Below are 25,600 nucleotides of genomic sequence, written 5' to 3' on the forward strand. Positions count from 1 at the left end.
AAAAACTAAAGAATTTGATTGATAAATTTGCAAAGGCTAATTTTGAGAAACGGGAAGAAAGTAACCGTTTACAACTATTGAAAGCAGACCTAGCAGATTATAATTGGATCATACATCAATGAAAAATACTTATCTTCCTTCCGATTATCTACCCATTTTAGTCCAATTTTTGCTGGCAGCAGGATTCATTGGCGGTACTATGATCGTAACTCACCTGATCGGCCCCAGCCGTAAAAGTAAACTGAAAGACGACCCTTTTGAATGTGGTATCGAATCAGTAGGAGACGCCCGGACACCGATATCTGTAAAATACTTTTTGGTTGCTATTCTGTTTGTCCTTTTTGACGTCGAGGTGATATTTATGTATCCATGGGCCGTTAACTTTAAGGATCTTGGAATGTTTGGTTTCGTTGAAATGTTACTGTTTATGGCTCTGCTTCTGTCCGGGTTTTACTACGTGATCCGCAAGGGCGTACTTAACTGGGAAGAATAAGCTTCAAACATTGAAATACGGAAAAATTATGAAAGAAGTAACGATTGTGGAGGCTCCGCAAGGACATAGCGGATCCGGTTTTTTTGCAACTTCATTTGATGAAGCGATAGGTCTGGCCCGTAGTTATTCGCTGTGGCCATTGCCTTTTGCAACTTCCTGCTGTGGAATCGAATTCATGGCTACCATGGGAGCACATTACGATATATCACGTTTCGGTTCTGAAAGACCCAGTTTTTCCCCTCGCCAGGCTGATTTGCTGATGGTAATGGGGACGATAGCGAAGAAAATGGCACCAGTTGTAAAGCAGGTGTATCTGCAAATGGCCGAGCCTCGCTGGGTAATGGCGGTAGGTGCATGTGCATCCAGTGGCGGCATCTTCGATACTTACAGCGTTTTGCAGGGTATTGACAGAATTATTCCTGTGGATGTATACGTACCCGGATGCCCTCCCAGACCTGAACAGATCATTGACGGTTTGATGCACATTCAACATCTTGCTCAAAACGAGAAACTGCGTCGCAGGAACACCGATGAATATCAGGAATTATTAGCATCATATAATATTCAATAACCCCCTATGCTAAGTAACCAGGAGGTAGCCGAAGCGCTTTTGGAAAAATTTGGTGATCAGGTTTTTGACTTTGAAGAACCGTATGGACTTCTGACATTGTCAACAACCCGTGAAGAGATCCTTCCGATTCTTGAATATTTGCGCGATCATAAAACTTATCAGGTCATTTTCTTAACAGACCTGACGGGCGTGCAGTATCCCGACAATACCGGGAAAGAATTTATGGTAGTTTACCACTTGCACAGCTTTGTGCATAACTTCCGGATTAGGATCAAAGTATCGATTCCTGAGGCTGACATTCACATTCCTACTGCAACCGGGTTATTTGCCGGCGCCAACTGGATGGAAAGAGAAACATACGACTTTTTTGGTATCTTGTTTGACGGACATCCGAACCTGACGCGCATCCTGAATATCGATGAAATGGACTATTTCCCGATGCGAAAAGAGTATCCGCTCGAAGATGCTACACGCGAAGATAAAATAGATGCCCTTTTTGGCCGATGACCCTATACTGAATAAGATATGGCAGATATTGAATTATTACCGCATAACGTTCCTTCTAAAACCGAGTTACCTGAACTGGTTGAAGAACTGACCACCCTCAACCTCGGCCCGACGCACCCTGCAACCCACGGAATTTTTCAAAACATCCTTAAAATGGATGGCGAAAAGATCATTTCAGGTGAGCAGACCATTGGATATATACACCGCGCATTTGAAAAAATAGCTGAAAGAAGGCCGTTTTATCAAATCACCACGCTTACCGACCGCATGAACTACTGCTCGTCCCCGATCAACAATCTGGGATGGCACATGACGATGGAGAAGTTTCTGGCCGTAGAGGTTCCAAAAAGAGCGCAATATATCCGCGTGATCATGATGGAACTTGCCAGAATCACCGACCATCTGATCTGTAACAGTATTCTCGGTGTTGATACCGGCGCTTTTACCGGTTTTTTGTATGTCATGCAGAAACGCGAAGAGGTCTACGAAATCTATGAAGAAGTTTGCGGCGCGCGTCTTACTACCAATATGGGACGTTTGGGTGGCATGGAGCGGGATCTTTCCAGTACTGCTATCCGCAAAATCAAAGAATTTATTAAGTCCTTCCCACCCGTGTTGCGCGAGTTTGAAAAGCTTTTGAACCGTAACCGGATCTTTATGGATCGTACTATCAATGTGGGTTCAATATCGCTGGAAAGAGCGTTGTCTTACGGTTTTACGGGCCCCAATCTTCGTGCAGCAGGACTGGACTATGATGTGAGGGCCATGAACCCATATTCTTCTTATGAGGATTTTGAGTTTGACATCCCAGTTGGTCAGAATGGTGATACCTATGACCGCTATATGGTGCGGAATGAAGAAATGTGGCAAAGTCTGAAAATTGTTGAACAAGCGATCAACAATCTGCCGGAAGGCCCTTATTATGCTGATGCACCTGAATATTATCTTCCTCCGAAAAAAGAGGTTTACAGCAATATGGAGGCACTTATCTACCATTTCAAAATTGTAATGGGAGAAATCGACGCTCCTGCTGGTGAAGTTTATCACGCAGTGGAAGGAGGAAATGGTGAGCTGGGCTTTTACATGATCAGCGATGGCGGAAGAGCCCCATATCGTCTCCATTTCCGCAGACCAAGCTTTATTTATTATCAGGCTTTCCCTGAAATGTGTAAAGGCAGTACATTATCGGACGCGATCCTGACAATGAGTAGCCTGAATGTGATTGCAGGAGAGCTGGACGCTTAGAGTTTGTTTAAAGACCCTATTTAGAAATGACCGAAACACCAAATTTCGTTGCGTTCACGCCGGAACGACTTGACAAAGTAAAAGAGATCATAGCACGTTATCCTGAGGGCCGCCAAAAATCGGCTCTTTTACCTGTTTTGCACGTAGCCCAGGAACAATGGGGATGGCTGAGCAGCGAAGTAATGGATTATGTAGCGGGCATTTTGAGTATCGAGCCTGTGGAAGTGTATGAAGTAGCTACTTTTTACACCATGTACCATCTCGATCCTGTCGGCAAACATGTGATTGAATATTGCCGTACGGGACCTTGCTGCCTCATGGGCGGTGAAGATGTGTACGGACACCTTAAAAGGAAATTAGGCATCGACGCCGGCCAGACTACGACCGATGGACTTTTCACATTGAAAGAAGTGGAATGTCTTGCAGCTTGTGGCTGGGGCCCTGTTTTTCAGATTCGTGAGCAATTCTACATGAACCTGACGAACGACAAGGTGGATGAAATCATAGAAGAGTTAAGTAAATAAGCCACTGGCTGAAAATATTATCCTCAAATGGCTAGAAAAATATTAACGGAGCATATTAATGTCCCTGGTATTGAAACCTTCGACGTTTATCGTAAGCAAGGAGGCTATACTGCCGTTGAAAAAGCTATAAAAACCATGACTCCGGAAGAAGTTGTGGAAGAAGCAAAAAAATCCGGTGTGCGTGGACGTGGTGGTGCTGGTTTCCCGATGGGCATGAAATGGGGCTTTCTGGCCAAACCGGAAGGCGTTCCCCGTTATTTGGTCTGCAATGCGGACGAATCCGAGCCGGGTACCTTCAAAGATCACCATCTGATGAAGTCAATTCCTCATTTGCTTATTGAGGGAATGATCATTTCAAGTTTTGCATTGGGTGCCAACAAATCCTTCATATATGTGCGTGGTGAGCTGATGTACGTGATCCGTATATTGGAAAAAGCGATTGAGGAAGCAAAAGCAAAGGGTTTTTTGGGTAAAAATATATTAGGCTCCGGCTACGATCTGGAACTGGTTGTACAGCCAGGCGGAGGTGCCTATATATGCGGCGAAGAAACTGCATTACTGGAATCTCTGGAAGGAAAAAGAGGTAACCCAAGAAATAAACCGCCTTTTCCGGCTGTAAAAGGTCTTTACCAAAGTCCTACCGTTGTTAATAACGTGGAATCCATCGCTAACATGGCTTGGATTATAAACAATGGTGGGGATGCTTATGCAACCATCGGAATAGGACGCAGTACCGGTACCAAACTCATTTCAGCATCAGGGCACATTCAGAAGCCTGGCGTTTACGAAATTGAGCTGGGTGTGAGTGTCGAAGAGTTTCTTAATTCTGACGAGTACTGCGGTGGTATCAGAAAAGGACATCATTTGAAAGCATTGGTAGCAGGAGGTTCTTCTGTTCCCATTCTGCCTGCAAACCTGATCATGAAAACGGCAAATGGTGAGGATCGCCTGATGTCCTATGAATCATTGTCAGACGGCGGATTTGCGACAGGCACTATGCTGGGTTCAGGTGGATTCATTGTTTTTGATGAAACAGCCTGCATTGTCAGAAACACCTGGAATTTTTCGCGCTTTTATCACCACGAATCTTGCGGACAATGCAGTCCCTGTCGCGAAGGAACGGGTTGGATGGAAAAAGTGCTGCACCGGATCGAACATGGTCACGGCAGCATGCATGATATTGATCTTTTGGTTGATATTTCCAAAAAAATAGAAGGTAATACCATTTGTCCGTTGGGAGATGCGGCGGCCTGGCCAGTTGCCAGTGCTATACGCCATTTCCGGGATGAATTTATGTGGCATATCACAAACCCTCAGGAAGCGTCGCAACCGGGAGCGGTATATCAGGGCGAAATGGCACTGGTGTAAGCAAATCAACGAAGAATAATGTACCTGATTTGGCATGGAAGAAATTAAACCTCAATTGATAAAAATTACATTCGACGGAATTGAAGTCGAGGTAGAACCTGGCACGACCATTATGCAGGCTGCACGTAAAATTGCAGAAGCAGATGAAAGCCAGGGTGCCCTCGTACCGCCTGCAATGTGTTTCTATAAACCCCTCTCGGCTTCCGGAGGAAAATGCCGGGCCTGTCTGGTACGCGTAGCGCAAGGCTCTGCAAAAGATCCGCGACCGATGCCAAAACTGGTTCCGTCCTGCATTACGCAGGTTCAGGAAGGAATGGTTGTTGAAAATACGACCAATCAGAATGTACTGGATACGCGCAAAAGCATTGTTGAATTTTTATTGATCAACCACCCGCTAGACTGCCCTATCTGCGATCAGGCTGGTGAATGCCATTTGCAGGATTTTGCATTTGAGCACGGTTCAGCAAAAACCCGATACGAGGAAGACAGAAGGACTTTTGACAAAATTGACATTGGTCCGCACGTACAGCTGCACATGACGCGCTGTATTTTGTGCTATCGCTGCGTGTACACGGCCGATCAGATTACCAACAAGCGTGTGCATGGTGTGATGAACCGCGGGGATGCTTCCGAGATCAGTACTTACATTGAAAAAGCCATCGATAATGACTTTTCAGGTAACGTGATCGATGTGTGCCCGGTAGGTGCATTGACCGATAAGACATTCCGTTTCAAAAACCGCGTTTGGTTTACCAAGCCGGAAGACGCCCACCGCGATTGCGATAAATGCTGTGGCAAAACAACGCTTTGGTACCGTGGAGACGAAGTGATCCGTGTGACTGCCCGCAAAAATACCTGGGGCGAGGTCAATGACTTCATCTGCAACACTTGCCGTTTTGAAAAGAAAAAAACGAGTGACTGGGTACTGGAAGGACCTTCCAAAGTGAAACGCAGCTCTGTGATCTCTGCCAACAAATACCGTGCTGATCTGGTTAAAAAACCTGATTTTGCATTGAAACTGGCTTCGACACAATTCAAGCCCATTGATGATTCTCGTCCTTACACAACTGACGAAGAAACGATTCGTCATCAGAGTATAGAAAATAATGACAAGGCGAACCATCGTTCGTTGCTGGCTAAAAATAATTAATAATTAGTTGATAGAGACTAATTTAACCTTGCTTACAAAATGGATTTAACGGAGTTTCTCACTAAAACCGCAGTCATATTCGCTGTTTTTGTCCTGACACTGGTCATCGCCATGTACTCAACCTGGGCAGAACGCAAAGTGGCCGGTTTTATTCAGGACCGGATGGGGCCTAACAGGGCTGGCTGGGGCGGACTTTTGCAGCCACTTGCAGATGCTGGTAAAATGTTTTTCAAAGAAGACTTTATTCCGGCGCTGGCAAACAAATGGCTTTTTATCGCGGGCCCAAGTTTGGCAATGCTTACCGCCTTATTAGCGAGTGCAGTTATTCCATTTGGAAGCACATTCCGTATCAATGGGCATGAAATTGCGCTGCAAGGCGTTGAATCCAACATTGGCATCTTGTATGTTTTCGGTGTAGTTGCCCTGGGAGTTTACGGAATCATGGTAGGAGGCTGGGCTTCCAATAACAAGTTTTCACTGCTTGGCGCTATTCGTGCCGCTTCTCAAAACATTAGTTATGAAGTTGCTATGGGTCTGTCGCTCATTGCGATTTTAATGATGAGCAGCTCACTTTCATTGGGTGAGATCGTATCACAGCAGCATGGCGGTAACTGGAATATTTTTTACCAACCGTTGGGTTTTATCATTTTCATAACCTGCTCATTTGCTGAATGTAACCGCGTTCCTTTCGATCTTCCTGAATGTGAAACTGAATTGGTAGGAGGTTATCACACGGAGTATGGTAGTATGAAACTGGGTTTTTACCTGTTCGCGGAATACATTAACATGTTCGTTTCTTCTGCGATCATTTCTGTTCTATACTTTGGCGGATATAACTATCCTGGAATGGATTGGGTATACAACCAGCTGACTGGCGCTTTGGGAACTGAGACAGGCCATAACATTGCTACATTGATTGGAACGGCAGTATTTTTTGGTAAAGCATTGTTCTTTATCTTCTTTTATATGTGGGTTCGCTGGACTATTCCTCGTTTCCGTTACGACCAATTGATGAACCTGGGTTGGAAAAAACTGATCCCGCTTGCTATTTTTAATATTATTATCACTGGTGCTGCTGTGCTTTTCTTGAAGCCTGTCATTACCGCGTGGTTGAATTAATTTCAAAATCGAATCGTATTGCCATGCAATTGACAAATCGCTCCAAGCAAGTAAGCAATAAAGAAATGACGCTGATGGAACGCGCCTACCTGCCGGCTATTGCAACCGGTTTGGCGATAACGATCAAGCATTTTTTCGCTAAGAAAGTAACCATTGAATATCCGGAGGTCAAAAGATATTTGGGGCCGGTTTTCAGGGGAAGACATATTTTAAAGAGAGACGAAGATGGCCGTGAACGTTGTACGGCCTGCGGTCTTTGCGCAGTAGCATGTCCGGCAGAAGCCATTTCAATGGTTGCAGCCGAACGTGAGAAAGGTGAGGAAACATTGTATCGCGAAGAGAAATACGCGGCTGTTTATGAAGTGAACATGCTCAGGTGTATTTTCTGTGGCCTATGTGAAGAAGCCTGCCCAAAACAAGCGGTTTATTTACGTCACGACGAATTTATTCCTGTTTTCACAGAGCGTGACCAGGTGATCTGGGGGAAAGATCTTTTGGTGGAAGACATGACCAATCGCTACACCCGTGAAGCCTGGACCAAAGAAGAAGCGCTCGCGCTTGACTTGAAAAGAGCAAGCGGAGAAGTTACTAATGTGGTTCCAAGAGCTATTCCCTGAACGGATTAACCCAGACTGTCAGCAGCAATAATACTATGAATTCAACAATATCTTTTTTTTACTTCCTATCATTCCTAACCATTCTCAGCGCAGTAATGGTGGTGGTTTCGCGTAACCCGATTCACAGCGTCTTATATCTGATCCTCACATTCTTCACGTTGTCGGGGCATTATATATTGCTGAATGCGCAGTTTTTGGCTGCTGTCAATATCATTGTCTACGCGGGGGCGATCATGGTACTATTTCTTTTTGTGATCATGTTCCTCAACATGAAGCAGGACCACGAGGAATCAAAGACGAATTTGACCAAAGTAGCCGCTACCATTGTGGGCGGAACGGTATTCGTTATCCTTTTCGGCGCATATCGCAAAAGCATCATTCCATCCTACAATCCGGACCAGTTTGACTCACAGATCGGGATGATTGAAAATCTGGGACATTTGCTTTTCCGTGATTATTTGCTGCCGTTTGAACTCGTTTCTATTTTGCTTTTAGTAGCAATGGTCGGTGCGGTCATGTTAGGAAAAAGAGAGATTGGAGAAAGACATTTCTAGGACTCATAAAATCAGTCGCTAAGATATTTTACAAAAAATAAGGGGAGAAGCTCAAATGCGAGCTTCTCCCCTTTCTATTATATGGAATCCTGTTAACTCGCTTCTACTTCTGTATAAGCTTCAACAGGAATGCAAGAGCAAATCAGGTTACGATCTCCGTAGGCGCTATCTACACGGCTTACGCTCGGCCAAAACTTGTTGAAACGTAAATGAGGAAGCGGGAATGCAGCCTTTTCACGGCTATACGACCTGTTCCAATCGTTTGCCAACAATGTCCGGGAAGTATGCGGTGCGTTTTTAAGCACATTATCCGTACGATCAGCAGTACCTTCTTCTACCTCACGAATCTCGTTACGTATCGCGATCATAGTATCACAGAACCTGTCCAGCTCCGCTTTCGATTCAGATTCCGTAGGTTCGATCATTAATGTTCCTGCAACCGGGAATGATAGAGTTGGTGCATGAAAACCATAATCCATTAACCGCTTCGCAAGATCTTCTGCCTCTACACCCGCAGCTTTAAACGAGCGGCAGTCCAGGATCATCTCGTGCGCGCAACGCCCGTTGGTACCTGTATACAGAACATCATAATGACCACTTAAACGCTCTTTGATGTAATTAGCATTCAGGATAGCGTATTTCGTGGCATTGGTAAGCCCTTCACTACCCATCATGGCAATGTAGGCATAAGAAATCGTCAGGATACTCGCGCTTCCATAAGGCGCCGCAGATACTGCACCCGCTTCACCAGCAGGCAAATGCTCTGGTTGAGCATTGAAATTAACGTGTCCTGGCAAGAATGGCATCAAATGTTCAGCCACACCTATAGGCCCTACGCCTGGCCCACCGCCTCCGTGAGGGATACAGAATGTTTTATGCAAATTCAAATGGCAAACATCAGCGCCAATAGTAGCAGGGCTTGTTAAGCCTACTTGTGCATTCATATTGGCACCATCCATATATACCTGGCCTCCGTGCGAATGGATCATTTCACAAATATCTATGATGCTTTCTTCATACACTCCATGCGTTGAAGGATACGTTACCATCAGACAGGACAGATCATTTGCATACTGCTCAGCCTTCGCCTTCAAATCAGCTACATCGATATTTCCCCGATCGTCCGTTTTGGTAACAACCACTTTCATTCCGGCCATTACAGCGGATGCAGGGTTTGTTCCGTGGGCGGACTGAGGAATCAGTGCTACATTCCGATGGTGATCGCCGCGGCTTTCGTGGTATGCACGGATCGCCATTAAACCAGCATACTCTCCCTGAGCGCCTGAATTAGGCTGGAAAGACATGGCCGCAAAACCAGTAATCTCGCAAAGCCAGATATTCAATTCGCTTACCAACTGCGCATAACCTCCTACCTGATTGGTTGGCGCAAATGGATGTATTGCTCCAAATTCCGGCCAGGTAAGGGGGATCATTTCTGCCGTAGCATTCAATTTCATGGTACAGCTACCCAATGAAATCATAGAATGAACCAGTGAAAGGTCCTTATTCTCCAAAGATTTCAGATAACGCAGCATTTCATGTTCTGTATGATGCGTATTGAACACAGGATGTGTCAGGTAGTCGGACTGGCGGGTCAGGTTTTCAGGAAATGAGAATTCCAGTTCTTCCTCAATTACCATTTCTCCCTGGAATCCTGAAACCTCTGCAAACACATTCAGAATCGAAATGACATCTTCAAATGTCTTTGCTTCATCAAATGAAACCGTTACACTTTCCTCTTTATTATATTTCAAATTGATACCCCATTTCACCGACGTCTCCCTCAGTTTCCTGGTAAGGTTAGTCTGAATGGTAACGGTATCGAAATAATTTTCAGTAATGACTTCGTAATTAAACTTCCTGATCGTGTCAACAAAAAGCCTTGTAAGCCCATGTACACGTGACGCAATGGTCTTAATGCCCTCAGGTCCGTGGTATACAGCGTATGCGCCTGCGATCACGGCAAGCAATACCTGCGCAGTACAGATGTTGGAAGTCGCTTTTTCGCGGCGGATGTGCTGCTCACGAGTTTGCAAAGCCATTCTCAAAGCCCTGTTCCCCTCAGCATCCACCGAAACCCCGATGATGCGGCCCGGAATGTGGCGCTTGAAAGTATCTTTTGTTGCAAAATAAGCTGCGTGCGGGCCGCCGTAACCCATAGGGACACCGAAACGCTGCGATGTTCCAACCACCACATCCGCACCCATTTCACCCGGTGATTTCAGCAATGTCAACGCCAGCAAATCAGCGGCCACGGCTACTGACAAATTCAGCTCGTGTGCAGCAGCAATAAAATCGGTATAATCGATAACTTCTCCATTAGTAGCAGGATATTGCACCAACACTCCGTACAAAGTCTCGTCGGCCAGATCCACGGTAGCATGGTTACCTACAACTACATCAATCCCGACAGGCTTAGCGCGTGTGTAGATGAGGTCGATCGTCTGTGGATGACAGAGTTCTGAAACAAAGAATGTATTTGCTTTTTTTCTGGCAGCAGGACGAAGGCTGTAAAGCATTGTCATCGCCTCAGCAGCCGCGGTAGCTTCGTCTAGCAAAGAAGCATTGGCGATTTCCATCCCGGTCAGGTCAGTAACCACCGTCTGGAAATTAAGTAGCATTTCAAGTCTTCCCTGTGCTATTTCCGCCTGATAAGGTGTATAAGCGGTGTACCAGGCCGGGTTTTCAAGAATATTCCTGAGAATCACATTAGGCGTTATCGTATCGTAGTAACCCGTTCCAATGTAGGATTTCAGAACAGCATTTTTACCGGCTATCTTTTTAATCCCCTGCAAAAATTCCTGCTCGGATTTCGGTCTTGGCAAATTCAGTGGTTTTGGCAAACGGATCGCCGAAGGAAGCGTCTGATCTATTAATTCGTCAAGTGATGCCGCTCCTATGGTCTCCAACATTTCCTGCAACTCCTGAGCATCTTTACCGTGGTGACGGTTTTCAAATTTATCCTGGTTTCGAAGATTGACTTTCATTCAACTTGGGCTGAGAGTGCCGTTAATAGGTGGTTTTAAAATACAAAAGTAAGCAAATCCAACCAAATCTTTTAGAGAATGATGGCAATGCTTACTCTTGAATATGTACAAAATCTTGATGCAGGAAGTTCCTAATGATTAGGGCAGCCGCAATCTGTTTTGCGTTTGAAGATCCCGAGGAATTTTTTGGATTTTGGCTTCTTGTAACCTTTGTATTTCTTTTTCTTTCCAAACAACTCCATTTTGGCAGTTGCCGGTTTCGCGCTCAGGGTTTCCACACCCGATACTCCGCAGATCAATGCGAATACCAAAAGCCAGGGAGTAATTTTTCTTATCATCATACGGTCGCAAGTTACCTACTTCATATTGAACGCATTAATTTCTCCAAAATTTCACGCTTTTACTAATTCTAATATTGTTATTTCCGGCAAGATACCTACACGTCCCGGGTAGCCGAGGTAGCCAAATCCTCTGTTGACATACAAATATTGGTCATTTTCCTCATATAAACCTGCCCACTGCTTGTAGCGGTATTGTACCGGGCTCCATTTCAATTTGCCTATCTCCACACCAAACTGCATTCCGTGCGTGTGGCCCGCCAGTGCAAGGTCAATGTCCTTATATTTCGGTAAAACCTGCGCTTCCCAATGGCTAGGGTCGTGTGAAAGTAATATTTTGACAGGATACTGATCTGTGTGCTGATAAGCTTTTTCAAGATTTCCGTATTTGGCAAAATTACCTGCACCCCAGTTCTGGATACCGATGAGCCCGATTTCTTCACCATCTACTTTAATTGCCCTATTTTCGTCCAACATCAGATTCCAACCTAACGATTCATGTGCTTTTTTCAAATCAGCCAGATTACGGGTCTTCGCATTAGCATCGGACCATTGAAAGTAATCTCCATAGTCATGATTTCCCAAGATTGAGTGCACTCCCAGCGGCGCTTTTACCTTATCGAAGATGTTCATGTAATCCCTTACCTCTACCGCACGGTCATTAACGAGGTCGCCTGTAAAAAATGCAATATCAGGTTTCTCTTTGAGCAACATTTCCACACCACCTTTTACAGCAGTTTTATTAAAGAAACTTCCCGAGTGAATATCTGATAGCTGAGCGATTTTCATTCCGTGGAACGCTTTGGGAAGGTTTTTCAGCGGCACCTTCACCCTTCTAATACGGTAATCATGCGCTCCCGATAATATTCCGAATGCAAATGTTCCCATCAAACCAGCGCCTGCTACCACCGCGGTTGTTGCCAAAAACTGCGATCTCGGAATGGTCGACTCGCCCGTTTCGGAAGATACCGGCGCAGCGGAAGGGAAAACAAAACTGACTATCCATTGTAAAAGCCTGCGAATATCATCCACCAGCAAAATCAATACCGCAAACAGTTTGGACAAATAAGGAATGGCGATGAATGCTACAATGAAGGTACGGGTGCTACTTTTAAAATAATCGGGCGGTAAAAGCTGCATTCCTACGTAAGCAATAAGGGTGGCGAGGGTTAGTCCCCAGTAGGCCCCACCAATCCAACGCTGAGTGAGGGGCGACAGGTTACGAATAGCTAAACGGAGGCCCTGCCAAACGTACCAGTCAATTGCAATGAGAATGAATGTTAAGAATATAAAGACAAAGGTTCTGTTCATTTTAAACGATAATTATCATATTGATTTCAAACATTGCGCATCGTTTTCTCGTTCGGTACGGCAAACAGATTGTGAAACATTGTACAGCAATGGGTTTTTTAAAGCTTTTGAAGGCAAATTTTAACAGCTAAGCGGTTTTTGGTAAATTTGAAATTATTTTAAAACAATACTTTATGCCAACCTATGATTTCAAAAGATTCCATATCCGCTCTATGAATGCTGGTACGGATCAAGAAAGGGCGCAAATCAATCAGGAATTGAAGGATCTGTATGCATCCTTAACCGAAGAAGATCAAAAGATTTTCAATGAAGAATTACAACATTTTCTGACCAAGGAAGTGGGGCGTATCAAGTCAAACTACGAGTCTGTGAATGGTTTCGACCAACCTAACTAACTGCTAGTCAATCTTGCATCAGTTAGTTTAAGCGGGGATCTATCGGATAATGTGCGATGGAACGATATTCTCCGCCCATATTCCGAAGGATTTCACGCCAGAAATTATCAGGTGGTGTGGTAAATAAAAAATCTGAGTTGGTACTCGAAATAATCCAGGAATCCTGGCTGATCTCGTCATCCAGTTGCCCTCCACTCCATCCCGAATAACCTATAAAAAACCTGACATCGTCCTGTTTCAAGGTGTTCAGGTTTAAAAGTATTTTCACGCCAGTAAAATCCCCACCCCAGAATACATTTTTCATGATCTCTGCTCCACCGGTTATCAAATCGGGCCGTCTGTGAATAAAATGTAATGTGTTTTTCTCCACCGGACCGCCCAAATGCAGCGTAATGTCCTGATAAATTGTGTCGTCCAGTACGTCTCCCAAAAACAGGTCTGTCGTTTGATTGAGGACGAAGCCGAAGCTCCCCTGCTCGTTGTGTTCACACATCAGAATGACGCCCCGTTCGAAATTCGGATCGCCAAGAAATGGCTTGGCAATTAAGAGACTTCCTTTTGAAACTTTCATAGCTGATGACAGATAACATTAATTCATAAACGAAATATATTTATTTTTCTTCAACATTTTGGTGGCAATGATCAAAAGGAAGTTTGCATTTATTATTTTCCGAGCATAAAACCGGATATTGACGAAAATATAATAAAAATAAGATTATGGCACTTATAAAATCTGTTCGTGGACACCATCCTTCTTTCGGCGATAGCTGCTGGTTTGCAGAGAACGCAACAATCGTAGGAGATGTGGTAATGGGGGGAAATTGCACAGTTTGGTTCAATGCAGTGATCCGCGGGGATGTAAACAGCATTCGCATCGGTGATTATTCCAATGTACAGGACGGGGCCGTTATACATTGTACCTACCAGCGTTTCGCCACAACCATAGGGAGTTATGTGTCGGTAGCGCACAATGCAATTGTGCACGGCTGTACCATCGAGGATCACGTGCTAATCGGAATGGGTGCTATTGTCATGGATGGGGCCGTAGTAGGAGAAGGATCAATCGTCGCCGCTGGCGCCATTGTAACGCAGGGCACTAAAATCCCTCCCGGTACCATATACGCCGGTAACCCGGCAAAATATTTGAAAGACGTTTCTCCTGAATTGAATGCGGCCATCGACAGAACTGCGAATAACTACATTACTTACTCGGGTTGGTTTAAGGAAGAGGAGCAGGCCTAATCAGCCCATTTCTTTACGAGCATTAAGGTATCCTTTGATGACCGTGAAAGTAGTAATGGCCAGGAAAAAGAGGATGATGTATTGCACGTAGTCGACGATCCACGGGAAACGTTCTCCGAAAAGGAAACCGCCACCGGTCAATGCCCCGATCCAAATTGCGCCGCCCACTACATTATTAATTAAAAAAGAAGGGAAAGTCATTTTTACCAGGCCTGCCAATATGGGCGCGAAAGTTCGTACCACGGGCAAAAACCGACTAATAATCAAGGTACGGCTTCCATATTTTTCAAAATATTTACGGGTAGTTTCGATATGCTTTTTCTTAAAAAAGAGCGAATCCGGCCTATTTTCGAACATATCTCCAAAATATTTGCCGAAAATGTATCCTACCAGCGAGCCCAGAACGGCCGCAGTAAACATGCATAATAGCAGAATCCCAATCGGAACGTCGAGAATTCCGGTGCCGCAGAACACCCCGGCCAGAAAAACGAGGTAATCGCCTGGTAGGAAGAAAGCAAAAAACAACCCGTTCTCGGCAAAAACAATGAATGTGATCACCAGCAGCCCTCCCGTACGGATCAGCTCCTCTGAATTAAGTATGTACTGAAAAAACTCGACAATTGAATTCATACGAAAGCATTAGCGGGATTGAGGCAACCCCAATCCCAAATGACCATTGCTAAAATTAGGCATTTTCCGACAGTTCAAGCCAGCGCATCTCTTTATTGGCCTGACTATCGGTAAGTTCTTCGATCTGTTTGGACCATTGTGCAAGTTCGGCATGAGAACCTCCTTTGTTCAGATTTTCTACCAACTGATTTTTCTTCTTTTCCATGTCAGCAATGTCAGTTTCAAGCTGCTCCATTTCCTTTTGCTCCTTGAAACTAAGTTTCCGCTTCGAAGCAACTGCAACTGGTGCAACTTCCTTCACAGTTGGCGGAGGAGGAGCGAGTACATTCTTGGTACTGGCTCCGGCCTTTTTCTCAATTTCCTGCTCATCCTGATAATCCCTTAACTCGGTGTAATTCCCAGGGAAATCGCTGATCTTACCCTCTCCTTCAAAAACAAATATATGTTGTACCAGTCTGTCCAGAAAGTACCTGTCGTGGGATACGATGACAAGACAGCCCGGAAAATTAAGAAGGAACTCTTCCAATACATTCAAGCTGGCAATGTCCAGATCATTCGTTGGCTCATCGAGGATCAGGAAATTAGGCTGCTTGATCAGAATTAGAAGAAGCTGCAAGCGGCGCTTTTCTCCTCCGCTAAGCTTCGATATAAAATCATATTGTTTGGAAGGAGAGAACAAAAACGCCTGCAATAAATGACCTACCGTCACAGTTTCTCCCGTTCCCAGCTGCACGACTTCTGCAACATCCTTTACAATATCAATGACTCTTTGATTTTCATTAAAAACGAGATCGGATTGGCGGTAATAGCCAAATTGAACCGTTTCTCCTTTCACGATCTGTCCTTTATCAGGCAGCAGTTCGCCAGTGATCATGTTCAGCAATGTGGATTTGCCCATCCCATTCTGGCCCACAATCCCGATCCGGTCGCCGCGTCTGAACGTGTATTCAAAATTCTTGATCAGCTGACGGTCGTCAAATCCTTTACTTACATTTTCCAGTTCGATGATCTTGCTGCCCAGTCGTGAAGTCCGGACATTCAGCTCCATTTGCGTATCGAATTTCTTCTGGCTGGCCTTTTCTTTCAGTTCTTCAAATGCATCTACGCGATATTTGGCTTTGGTACCGCGGGCTTTGGGCTGTCTGCGGATCCAGTCAAGCTCCTTGCGCATCAGGTTGCGGGCCTTATCAATGCCAGCAGCTTCCATTTCCTCTCTTTCCGCCTTTTTTTCGAGGAAATAAGTATAATTTCCTTTGTAAGAATACGCTGATCCAAATGCCAGTTCCAGCATTTGGTTACAAACAGTGTCCAGAAAGTACCTGTCGTGGGTCACAACCAGAAGTGTCGTATTGGAAGTATTGAGGTAATTTTCCAGCCATTCCACTGTATCCAGGTCTAAATGGTTGGTAGGTTCATCCAAAATCAGTAGGTCCGGATCTTCCAGCAACACTTTCGCCAACGCTACCCTTTTCCGCTGACCGCCTGATAATGTTCCAAAAAGACTGTCGGTATGATGAATACCAAGCCGGCCTAAGATCTCCTTAGTACGGTATTCAAAGTCCCACGCATTGAACTTGTCCATATCTTCCATCACCTCCGCGAGCTCGTCGTGGTTGTCGGTTTCAATGGCGTGCTCGTAACGTTTTACAACCTGTGCAACGGGATTATTGGAAGAGAAAATGACTTCCAGTATTGGAAGACTTTCGTCAAATGACGGGCTTTGATCCAAGTAACCCACGCGAATGTCCTTGCGAACACTTACCTCGCCTTCATCCGTTGGAATTTTCCCGGTCAATATATTCAGGAAGGTCGTTTTTCCAGTACCGTTAGTTCCGATAAGCGCCACTTTGTCTCCCCTGCTGATCCCGAAATTGATATTTTTAAAAAGCCATTGATCACCAAATGACTTTGCTATATTTTCTGCTGAAAGGTAATTCATGATAAATTGTAAAATTCAATATCTGCAAAGTTAGAACAGATATTAAACAACGCAGAAAAAATTCGTTTTCATTGGGTAAATAGGCTAATATTGCCGCTTATATTCAGTTAGATGGTTCCATAGAACACGTTTTTTATTATGTCCAAAAAATTCCTTTACCTAATCCCAGCCGTTTTTATTTGTTTGAATGCCATTGCGCAAGACAATAATTTTAAGAGTTATACACAAAAAATTGGAGGCAGCCCGCAAGTTTATGATATGGTAGCAATCCCCGGAGGAGAGTTTACCATGGGAAGCCCAGCCGCAGAGAAGGGACGCAGAGTAGATGAAGGCCCTCAGCATAAGGTTAAGATTGAGCCTTTTTGGATGGGAAAAACAGAAGTGATATGGGACATTTATGACCTTTACGCTTTCAAAAACATGGAAAAGGAAATGGCAGCCCGCCACCCGGATCCTGAAAAAAGCATTCAAAAAACTGACGCCAGCACACGCCCCAGCCCGCCTTACGTAGATATGTCCTTTGGAATGGGAAGATCAGGATACCCGGCGATCAATATGACGCAATATGCTGCTATCCATTTCTGCAAATGGCTTTACGAAAAAACAGGTATTTTTTACCGCCTGCCTACCGAAGCTGAATGGGAATATGCTTGCCGCGCAGGATCAAAAACGGCTTATTCTTTCGGAGACGAATCAAAGATCGATGAATTTGCCTGGTACCGCAAAAATAGTGACGCTGCTTACAAGAAGATTGGTTTGAAAAAACCCAATGCATTTGGACTTCACGACATGCACGGAAACGTGATGGAATGGACATTAGACCAATATATTCCTGACTACTATGCCAAGCAACCTAAGGGTGAGGCTTACGCACCGGTAACCGAGCTTTATCCGACGGCAGTTCGTGGAGGTTCATGGGACGATGAGCCAGCGGATTTGCGCAGTGCAGCACGTACGGCCTCCAAAGCTGAATGGAAAATTCTCGATCCACAATTGCCGAAAAGCGAATGGTGGATGACCAGCGCCTCATTTGTAGGTTTTAGAGTGGTAAGACCTTTGAAAACGCCTTCTGCTGAGGAAATAAAAGCTTACTACAGCCCAAAATTGATTGAAGATTACTGATCATATTAAACTCTTAATTCTTAAAAAATGGAACAAAATAGACGTAATTTTTTGAAAGCATCAGGCCTGATTGCGGGAGGTGCTATACTGAAACCAATGTCAGGATACGGCTCGAATAGCGCTGTGGGAGAGACCATTAAGGTGGCTCTGATTGGCTGTGGTGGAAGAGGGACCGGTGCTGCCGCGCAGGCGTTGAGCACTACTCAAAACGTACAGATCGTAGCGATGGCGGACGCTTTTAAGGACCGTCTGGACGATGCCTATAAAAACCTGACTGCTAAAAAATACAAAAATGCTGCCGGCGCGCTGGTGGATACCAAGACGAAAATCGATGTTCCTGACGATCGTAAATTTGTGGGCTTCGATGCATTCAAAAAGGCTATTGCGCTGAAAGATGTTGATGTTGTGATCCTGGCGACACCTCCGGGCTTCCGTCCTTCTCATTTTGAAGAAGCGGTTAAAAACGACAAGCACATATTTATGGAAAAACCGGTTGCTACGGATGCTCCCGGTATCCGCAAAGTGCTGGAACTCGCCGAAGAAGCGAAAAAGAAGAAATTGAATGTGGTCGTTGGTTTGCAACGCCACTATCAGGCTAACTATCGCGAGGCTATCAAAAGAATTCACGACGGAGCCATTGGTGATATCGTTGGCGGACAAATTTACTGGGTTGGAAGCAGCCCATGGATGAAGGAACGCCAGCCAAACCAGACTGAAATGGAATACCAAATGAGAAACTGGTACTACTTTAACTGGCTTTGCGGTGACCACATTTCAGAACAGCACGTTCACAATATCGACGTTGCCAACTGGGTAAAAAAAGGCTATCCGGTTCAAATTCAAGGAACAGGCGGTCGCGAAGTGCGTACCGGCAAAGCGTACGGTGAGATCTTCGATCACCACACGTTAGACCTTGTCTATGCTGACGGAACGGTTATTTCAAGCCAATGCCGCCAGTTTGAAGGCACCTGGAACCGTGTGGATGAAGCATTTGTAGGAACAAAAGGACGTATCGATAGCTTCGATGGCAAAAAGACGATCCTGAAAGATTACAAAGGAGGAGTGATTTATCAGCACGATGACAAAGGTGACAGAAACCCATATCAGGTTGAACATGATGAACTGTTTGCTGCAGTAGCCAAAGGTGAATACAAATTCGCAGATGCTGAAAACGGAGCAAAAAGTACAATGACCGCCATTATGGGCCGTATGGCAACTTATTCAGGAAAAATGATAGCCTGGGATGAAGCTTTGAAGTCAGACATCAATCTTTTCCCTGATAAGCTAGCTTGGGATGCTTCTCCAAAGATCCTTCCAGGACCAGACGGGTTGTATCCAGTGGCTGTTCCAGGAAAGACACAGGTGATATAAAATTTGATGTTATAAACAAAAAATGGCTCATACTGAGCCATTTTTTGTTTACGCGAATAGCATTCTTTCAAGGGAATTTATATATTCGGTAACAGAACTTGCATAACGATATATTGTGGAACGAACTATATAGTTAGTGAAACTAAGTTTACGAAATGCTGCGCTTTTACTCCTGGCTGGTATGCTCTTACTGGCCACAGGTTCGTTTTTAAACTCTACCCGAACCCAATTGAGCAACCCCATCATATTAAGCGGCCTGGTAGTTGAATTCCTGGGTACTATTTGGCTCGTCCTCAGTCTCAATCAAAGACGCAAGAAACAGAAGTTTTAAACACGGCTCGATTTGTTGCGCAGATAGAAGTCAGCCAGTACCAAGGCTGCCATCGCCTCCACGATAGGTACGGCACGAGGCACCACGCAGGGATCATGTCTTCCTTTACCCTGAACGATCGCCACATCACCATGCTGATCTATACTTTCCTGATCCTGCATAATGGTCGCTACGGGCTTGAATGCTACTTTGAAATAAATGTCTTCCCCATTCGAAATACCACCCTGTATCCCACCTGAATGGTTGGTACGGGTATGTACTTTTTCATTGTCATCCATATAAAAGGCGTCATTATGCTGCGATCCCAACAATGTAACGCCTTCAAATCCGCTTCCATACTCGAACCCTTTTACCGCATTGATACTAAGCATTGCCTTTCCAAGTTCTGCGTGTAGTTTGTCGAAGACCGGCTCTCCCCACCCTACTGGTGCGCCTTTAATCACACAATTCACTACGCCACCTACTGAATCACCTAATTTTCGTACGCTATCGATGTAATCGAACATTTGCCGGGCCATTTCCGGGTCAGGGCAGCGCACAGCATTGTTTTCAGCTTCCGTCAAATCCAGTTCATCGTATGACTTTTCGAGCTTCATAGCACCTACTTGTGATACGTATGCCTGAATGTTAACCCCAAGGTCGGCCAATAAGAGCTTTGCGAGCGCTCCTGCGGCCACTCTCGCAGCGGTTTCGCGCGCTGAACTTCTGCCACCGCCGCGGTAATCCCTCACACCATATTTGGCCTGGTAAGTATAGTCCGCATGTGAAGGCCTGAATTGCGCAGCAATGTGCGAATAGTCCTTACTACGCTGATCTTCATTTCTAATGATCAATGCAATGGGTGTACCGGTTGTTTTTCCTTCAAACACACCCGAGAGTACCTCGAATTCATCCGCTTCTTTTCGCTGGGTGGTAATCCTGGATTGCCCGGGTTTACGCCTGGTTAATTCACTTTGAATAAAATCCGGGTCAAATGTTACGCCGGCCGGACAGCCTTCAATCACTACACCTATCCCTACGCCATGAGACTCCCCAAACGTCGCGATCTTAAATATTTTTCCGTATGTACTTCCCATCCAATGTTACTTTCTGAACACCCAAATCATGGTGATCAATAAAATGACCACAATAGCATTGGTTGCGTCTTTTAAGATTTTTTTATAATTGATGCTTTCATTACTGCTGTCGAGGCTTTCCAGATTATCATATAAACCCGCCGAGCCGCTTAATGACAGATTTGCTAATCGGTAATCTTCTCCTTTTACTTCAAGGGTCCGGGATGACCGCAATGTGTCGTATTTCTCTTTGGCCGAGTTAAAATAAACCCATTGAAAGTATCTCCCCAGTGCAAATGTCCCATCCTTTCTTGGTACAACAAAGTAATCAAAAGTTTTCTCGCCGATCACACTTTGATAGCTTCTTTTAATTACCTGGCTCACTTCCGGCGGATAAATGTCAAAAGAAGAATTTGCCTGGGTAACAGGAGCCGGAATGGCAGCAATGTTCCCCATACCCTCCACTTTAAACATGTAGCGGATACTTTCCCCAGGGTAAACCAGCTTGCTTGATAAATTTTCCCTTAAACTATACTGGCCAACCGCCACCTGATCCCTTAGCGGATGATCGGGAAGCTGCTTTACAGCGATGCGTGTTGCGCGCGACATAAAAGCCTTGACCACTTTCCGGTCCACATTCACAGCAGCATTATTATCAGTGACCAGCATGTTCAATGTAATGGATGGAAACACAATATCCTCGGACGTGATCGGAAATAGCCTGGCTTGGTACATATTGTATTCTGTGTACCGCCTTTTACGAATGGTAACCCGCCGCTTAATGATCTCCTCAATACCTACATTCTCTTCCCAGCAATTGACGGGTCTCAGCTTCTTGAGGATAGACTGAAGCTGCTCATTAAACCGGTAAAACTCCATTTCCACCGGTGCATTTTCCGCAATGTATAGTGAAATTCTCAACGCAAAGCCTTCACGAATGTAAACCCCTTTTTTGTCCGTCTGAACCGAGAGGAAGATGTCCTGCGCATTGTCACCAAAATCTTGTTCCAAAGCAGTATTGCCAGCTGGCTCCGTACTGGTTTCTGCAACCGCCCCTTGTGAAAATACAGCCATGGTCTCCTCCGACCGCAGCCTGACCCCGTTGATGGTCATTGTAAATTCGGGTATCAGATAATTTCCCGGCTTTGCAGCGTAATATTCTTGTGCGATGGTTTGTATTACTACTTTCTTACCGTCCACGGTACTGATCGAACTGGTAGCAGATTTACTCCTCTTTTCTAAGTCTTTTATTTCCGGAAATATAACGGCAGGGCGGGTTTCTGCGTCCCTTAACACAACGGAAATTAGCAATGGCTGGTCCAGAGAAAGGTTTTTAGAGCCAAACTCAATGGTTGCGGCATCATTGATCACTTGCGCACAAAGTGTACCAGAAAAACACAAAATAATATTTAATAACGCATATAATTTCATGAATTATTTTCGTTAACTTTATTAGGAATTGCTATAAACCGAAGCTTCTGCTGATTCCTGTATCTTATTTTAATACGTCCCTAAACCACAAAACTACATAATACTATGGCCTCGATGCTTGAATACATAAAAATTATTCTGCAAAAAGTTAGCTTCGACCGCAGATTGTTTGAAAAAGAATTGAGAAAAGCGATTCGTATGTTGATGCCAGCTGAGGTAAAACGTTTAAGACAATGGTGCTATGATCACTATGCTACTGTTCATTTACCAGTTTTGAATACTTGTTTCACCCGCTTGTCTTCCCTCGATTAGAAGAGATTTTTCATTTTTTATATAAATAAATAAGCCGCCCAGATAATCCGGGCGGCTTATTTATTTATAGCTCACTTGCCTTATTTTTTCTTCGGTGCGGCAGGTTTCGGTTTACCCGGAGTCGCTGCTGGCTGTGCCGCAGGTGCTACCGCCAGACCCAGTGCTTCTTTTGCCGAGGCATTGTCGGGATCTACTTTCAATAGTTTCTCCCAATATTCCTTAGCCTTGGCTGGATCTTTCAAAGTAGTCTGATTGTAAAAGGCCAGGTAACCATAAGCCAATTTCAAATAAGACTTGTATTTAGAAGGATCAGGATCTTTTTCAGCCAGCTCAGTCAATTTAAGGTAATATGGAGCAGAAATCCCTTTGTCAATGTTTTCCTGTCTGTCGTAGGCGTTATAAAGCGTACTAGCTCTCCAATAGTATCCGTAAGGCCAATCAGGCAACTTCTGAGTTACTGTAGCGAAGATGGAATCTGACTTCAAGAACAATGCCCTTCTCATACCGGCAATTTTGGCACTATCGGCATAATTGGAATCCGCGGCAGTTGGCAATACGTTAGCTGTTGCCATCTGGAAGTTCGCCAATCCTTTGTAGTAATAGTCGTTGGCTGTTGCTTTCGCAGTGTCAAGGGCAATACCTTTTTCAAAAGCGGCAGCTGCGTTAGGATAGTCTTTGGCAGTGTAATAAAGCGTAGCAACTTCTTTGTAAGTCGTCGCAGCCTCTGCTTTGCTCGTATCCATATCAGCACCCTTCAAAATATAAAGAACACCAGTTGAATCATACCCTTTGCCACTTGTAGCCTTCGCATTGTAGGCACGACCTAAATATTTATAGTCGTCGCCAATTACTTTGTCAGGAGCCACTTTGATGAACTCATTCAGATTCTCAATCGCTTTGTCAGGCTCATTGGTTTTGAAATACGACCAACCATACATACGAAGTGTAATCGGGTTGTTGATTTTACCTTTGATATCTTCCAGCAATTGCAGCGATTTAGCGTAATCATCAGCAGTGAATGCAAACTGGGCAGCGCGCAATTTCATTTCAGGATCGGTAGTACCGCTTTTCTGAATGTAAAGGTCAAAATTCTCAGCTGCTTGTTTGTATTTCTGAGCAAGGAAGTAAAGCTCTGCAAGGTCTTTGTAAGCAGGAGCAAAGTTAGCATCTGCTTCAATCGCCTTTTTGTAGTTTTCAAGAGCAAGGTTATAGTTTTTGCCTCTCAGATAAATCTGTCCGATGCTATTGTGCGCTACTGCGTAGTTTGGTTTTGCTGTCAATGCATACTCATACGCAGTCACAGCATTACCACCTTCGTTACGAAGCATCAATGCATCCCCTTTTGCGAGGTAAGCGTCAGCCAGGTTTTTATCTCTCTTTACAGCTGCATCCAAAAGACGAATGGCTTCTGCGGGATCATTTTGTTTTTCGAAAAGGGTATAAGCCTCTCCTATTCTGTACAAAACCTCAGCATCCTTGCCTTTTTTCTTTTCAGCTGTATCAAACAGTTCTTTCGCTTTTGCGCGATCGCCTTTTGCAAGCGCAATGGTACCCAAACCAACCTGATTCAGATATGATTTTTCGTCAAGCTGAACTCCTTTTTCAAAAGCTTTTTGAGCCTCATCCAGATTGTTGGTTTTTATATAGTAATAACCAAGATAGTATTGGTTATCCGCAGAGGGAGTAGTTTCTGCAAGTTTTTTAAATAATTGACCTGCTTCATTGTAACGTTCTCCATGGATCAATGCAAGTCCGTCCTGCGTCGTTTGTGCGTGTAAGTTAACAAACGCTAATAAACCAAATACCAGTACTACTAATTTCATTCTCATGTTTCTGTTCATTTTTTACCCGGTTAAAATAATGATAAAAAATTTGGCTTTTCAATAACAAGTCCCAAATCTATTAAATTGTTTACGTTTCACTAAAAGTTCTTCCCCGTGGTTATTTCCAGCTCACGCGGGTAAGGTACCGTAGGCAACAAACCCATTTTCTGAATAATCAAACCTCCTACATCCCTTGCAATATAGGTCATTAGTCCACCACCCAGTCCGGAATAGCCTTCCCGGCTAATAATATAAAGATCTCTATGTAAAGGATATCTTTTAAATTCCAGCCCCCCCTGAAACGGCTGAATGTACTCTGACAATGAGTCAGGGGTAGCCTTAGTTGCCACACCCATGACAAAAATACCTTTCGAAAGCTCCTCAGATGCGAGTGAATGGCCATCGCTGATCCAGTTGACACCTATAAAACCAAGGTGTAATGGATTCGCTCTGACATCTTCAATCACTTTTTCATTGGAACCCGATGAAATTATACGCAAACGTTGAATATCTTTTATCTCAAACTTCTTTAATATGAAATTGAGATTACTTGCATTTGCATTATCAAAAACCAATGTAATCAACCCTTTTTGATTACCTCCTTTTAGTTGTGACCAGTCGGTAATCTTGCCTTCCAGGATCGCCTTTATTTCTGGCATTGTAATCAGGCTGTCGGTATTGGCTTTACTTACTACCAATGCCAGGCCGTCTGTTGCAATATGCTGAAACTTCTGTGATCCTTTCTGCTGCTTGATGATTTCAAGTTCTTTTTCATTCAACTGCCTGGTAGAAAATATCACCCGGGCACTATCCTGAAGAAGCTGACGTATCGCCTCCTGCTCTGGCTTGTAATCAACTTTAAAATGCGCGTTCGGATAAATCCCTTCATATGCATTTGTTAATGCATTCACCAAAGGTTTAAAAGATTCATCAGACGCGATGGTAATAGTGCCTTGTCTAGGATTATCCAGTTCCCCATTTGAAGATGTGCACCCCACCAGGTTAAACAATACCAGCGATGCTACAAATAATCCGGCTATACTACGTTTCATGACTCTTCCTGATTTCTTCTTTTCCAAACCCTATAGCCTCTGTATGCCCCATACAAAATAAGTGTGCCAGCAAAGGCTTGTCTGGGCCAACTGCCAATAGGTAACATTTTAAA

General features: G+C 44.4%; 25 protein-coding genes. 15 read left to right on the forward strand and 10 right to left on the reverse strand.

Features of this window, described 5'->3' with window-relative positions:
• Nucleotides 1-118 precede the first annotated feature (118 nt).
• The 10 genes from ABIO93_RS04810 to ABIO93_RS04855 are packed head-to-tail and all read left to right on the forward strand — an operon-like array spanning nt 119 to nt 8,148.
• Complete coding sequence (locus ABIO93_RS04810) at nt 119-493, forward strand: NADH-quinone oxidoreductase subunit A (RefSeq protein WP_348065003.1); 375 nt, start codon at nt 119-121, stop codon at nt 491-493.
• A 28-nt stretch (nt 494-521) separates the two neighbouring features.
• Nucleotides 522-1,064 carry an NADH-quinone oxidoreductase subunit B gene (locus ABIO93_RS04815; protein WP_082217317.1) on the forward strand — a complete coding sequence of 181 codons (543 nt, stop codon included), beginning with the start codon at nt 522-524 and terminating at the stop codon, nt 1,062-1,064.
• Nucleotides 1,065-1,070: 6 nt separating this feature from the next.
• On the forward strand, nt 1,071-1,571 hold the full coding sequence (locus ABIO93_RS04820) for an NADH-quinone oxidoreductase subunit C (RefSeq protein WP_348065005.1): 501 nt from the start codon (nt 1,071-1,073) through the stop codon (nt 1,569-1,571).
• Between the two features lie 18 nt (nt 1,572-1,589).
• Nucleotides 1,590-2,816 (forward strand): NADH dehydrogenase (quinone) subunit D, encoded by a 1,227-nt coding sequence (nuoD, locus tag ABIO93_RS04825; protein WP_348065007.1) that lies wholly within the window; start codon nt 1,590-1,592, stop codon nt 2,814-2,816.
• A 26-nt stretch (nt 2,817-2,842) separates the two neighbouring features.
• Nucleotides 2,843-3,340 carry an NAD(P)H-dependent oxidoreductase subunit E gene (locus ABIO93_RS04830; protein WP_348065009.1) on the forward strand — a complete coding sequence of 166 codons (498 nt, stop codon included), beginning with the start codon at nt 2,843-2,845 and terminating at the stop codon, nt 3,338-3,340.
• Between the two features lie 27 nt (nt 3,341-3,367).
• The gene (gene nuoF / locus ABIO93_RS04835; RefSeq protein WP_348065011.1) at nt 3,368-4,708 is read left to right on the forward strand and encodes an NADH-quinone oxidoreductase subunit NuoF; all 1,341 of its coding nucleotides are present in this window, start codon (nt 3,368-3,370) and stop codon (nt 4,706-4,708) included.
• A gap of 34 nt (nt 4,709-4,742) precedes the next feature.
• Nucleotides 4,743-5,858: a 2Fe-2S iron-sulfur cluster-binding protein gene (locus tag ABIO93_RS04840; protein ID WP_348065013.1), complete on the forward strand. Its 1,116-nt coding sequence runs from the start codon at nt 4,743-4,745 to the stop codon at nt 5,856-5,858.
• A 39-nt stretch (nt 5,859-5,897) separates the two neighbouring features.
• Nucleotides 5,898-6,977, forward strand: coding sequence for an NADH-quinone oxidoreductase subunit NuoH (gene nuoH, locus ABIO93_RS04845; protein WP_348065015.1), 1,080 nt, complete (start codon nt 5,898-5,900; stop codon nt 6,975-6,977).
• 23 nt (nt 6,978-7,000) lie between these two features.
• Entirely contained in the window at nt 7,001-7,594 is a 594-nt protein-coding gene (locus tag ABIO93_RS04850; RefSeq protein WP_348065017.1) for an NADH-quinone oxidoreductase subunit I, read from the forward strand.
• 35 nt (nt 7,595-7,629) lie between these two features.
• The gene (locus tag ABIO93_RS04855) at nt 7,630-8,148 is read left to right on the forward strand and encodes an NADH-quinone oxidoreductase subunit J (protein ID WP_348065019.1); all 519 of its coding nucleotides are present in this window, start codon (nt 7,630-7,632) and stop codon (nt 8,146-8,148) included.
• A 92-nt stretch (nt 8,149-8,240) separates the two neighbouring features.
• On the opposite strand, the gene gcvP is transcribed toward ABIO93_RS04855, so the two are convergent.
• The 3 genes from gcvP to ABIO93_RS04870 form a co-directional block, all read right to left on the reverse strand.
• Nucleotides 8,241-11,135, reverse strand: coding sequence for an aminomethyl-transferring glycine dehydrogenase (gene gcvP, locus ABIO93_RS04860; RefSeq protein WP_348065021.1), 2,895 nt, complete (start codon nt 11,133-11,135; stop codon nt 8,241-8,243).
• Between the two features lie 131 nt (nt 11,136-11,266).
• Entirely contained in the window at nt 11,267-11,476 is a 210-nt protein-coding gene (locus ABIO93_RS04865; RefSeq protein ID WP_348065023.1) for a hypothetical protein, read from the reverse strand.
• Between the two features lie 51 nt (nt 11,477-11,527).
• Nucleotides 11,528-12,784: a metallophosphoesterase gene (locus tag ABIO93_RS04870; protein WP_348065025.1), complete on the reverse strand. Its 1,257-nt coding sequence runs from the start codon at nt 12,782-12,784 to the stop codon at nt 11,528-11,530.
• 173 nt (nt 12,785-12,957) lie between these two features.
• Between ABIO93_RS04870 and ABIO93_RS04875 the strand changes: the two genes are divergently transcribed.
• A complete protein-coding gene (locus ABIO93_RS04875) occupies nt 12,958-13,179 on the forward strand; it encodes a hypothetical protein (protein ID WP_348065027.1) in 222 nt (73 codons plus the stop codon).
• 22 nt (nt 13,180-13,201) lie between these two features.
• Here ABIO93_RS04875 and ABIO93_RS04880 read toward each other — a convergent pair whose 3' ends face one another.
• Nucleotides 13,202-13,750, reverse strand: coding sequence for a YqgE/AlgH family protein (locus ABIO93_RS04880; protein WP_348065029.1), 549 nt, complete (start codon nt 13,748-13,750; stop codon nt 13,202-13,204).
• 146 nt (nt 13,751-13,896) lie between these two features.
• Here ABIO93_RS04880 and ABIO93_RS04885 point away from each other — a divergent pair, with 146 nt between their 5' ends.
• Nucleotides 13,897-14,421 carry a gamma carbonic anhydrase family protein gene (locus ABIO93_RS04885; protein WP_244821224.1) on the forward strand — a complete coding sequence of 175 codons (525 nt, stop codon included), beginning with the start codon at nt 13,897-13,899 and terminating at the stop codon, nt 14,419-14,421.
• Here the strand turns inward: ABIO93_RS04885 and ABIO93_RS04890 are convergent, their stop codons facing one another.
• Both ABIO93_RS04890 and ABIO93_RS04895 read right to left on the reverse strand, forming a co-directional pair.
• Nucleotides 14,422-15,051, reverse strand: coding sequence for a DedA family protein (locus ABIO93_RS04890; RefSeq protein ID WP_348065032.1), 630 nt, complete (start codon nt 15,049-15,051; stop codon nt 14,422-14,424). It abuts the gene before it with no gap.
• 55 nt (nt 15,052-15,106) lie between these two features.
• Entirely contained in the window at nt 15,107-16,990 is a 1,884-nt protein-coding gene (locus tag ABIO93_RS04895; RefSeq protein WP_348065034.1) for an ABC-F family ATP-binding cassette domain-containing protein, read from the reverse strand.
• Between the two features lie 138 nt (nt 16,991-17,128).
• On the opposite strand from ABIO93_RS04895, the gene ABIO93_RS04900 reads away from it, so the two are divergent.
• Nucleotides 17,129-18,112: an SUMF1/EgtB/PvdO family nonheme iron enzyme gene (locus ABIO93_RS04900; RefSeq protein WP_348065036.1), complete on the forward strand. Its 984-nt coding sequence runs from the start codon at nt 17,129-17,131 to the stop codon at nt 18,110-18,112.
• A gap of 27 nt (nt 18,113-18,139) precedes the next feature.
• Entirely contained in the window at nt 18,140-19,483 is a 1,344-nt protein-coding gene (locus tag ABIO93_RS04905; protein WP_348065038.1) for a Gfo/Idh/MocA family oxidoreductase, read from the forward strand.
• Nucleotides 19,484-19,810: 327 nt separating this feature from the next.
• Here the strand turns inward: ABIO93_RS04905 and aroC are convergent, their stop codons facing one another.
• Together aroC and ABIO93_RS04915 are read right to left on the reverse strand one after the other, a co-directional pair.
• Nucleotides 19,811-20,890, reverse strand: coding sequence for a chorismate synthase (gene aroC / locus ABIO93_RS04910; protein ID WP_348065040.1), 1,080 nt, complete (start codon nt 20,888-20,890; stop codon nt 19,811-19,813).
• A 6-nt stretch (nt 20,891-20,896) separates the two neighbouring features.
• Nucleotides 20,897-22,300 (reverse strand): BatD family protein, encoded by a 1,404-nt coding sequence (locus ABIO93_RS04915; protein WP_348065042.1) that lies wholly within the window; start codon nt 22,298-22,300, stop codon nt 20,897-20,899.
• Nucleotides 22,301-22,405: 105 nt separating this feature from the next.
• On the opposite strand from ABIO93_RS04915, the gene ABIO93_RS04920 reads away from it, so the two are divergent.
• Nucleotides 22,406-22,612: a hypothetical protein gene (locus ABIO93_RS04920; protein WP_348065044.1), complete on the forward strand. Its 207-nt coding sequence runs from the start codon at nt 22,406-22,408 to the stop codon at nt 22,610-22,612.
• Between the two features lie 80 nt (nt 22,613-22,692).
• On the opposite strand, the gene ABIO93_RS04925 is transcribed toward ABIO93_RS04920, so the two are convergent.
• Both ABIO93_RS04925 and ABIO93_RS04930 read right to left on the reverse strand, forming a co-directional pair.
• Nucleotides 22,693-24,453: a tetratricopeptide repeat protein gene (locus ABIO93_RS04925; protein WP_348065045.1), complete on the reverse strand. Its 1,761-nt coding sequence runs from the start codon at nt 24,451-24,453 to the stop codon at nt 22,693-22,695.
• A gap of 80 nt (nt 24,454-24,533) precedes the next feature.
• Entirely contained in the window at nt 24,534-25,487 is a 954-nt protein-coding gene (locus tag ABIO93_RS04930; protein ID WP_348065047.1) for a substrate-binding domain-containing protein, read from the reverse strand.
• Between the last annotated feature and the right edge of the window lie 113 nt (nt 25,488-25,600).

The organism is Dyadobacter sp. (genome assembly GCF_039919315.1).
Lineage (GTDB): Bacteria > Bacteroidota > Bacteroidia > Cytophagales > Spirosomataceae > Dyadobacter.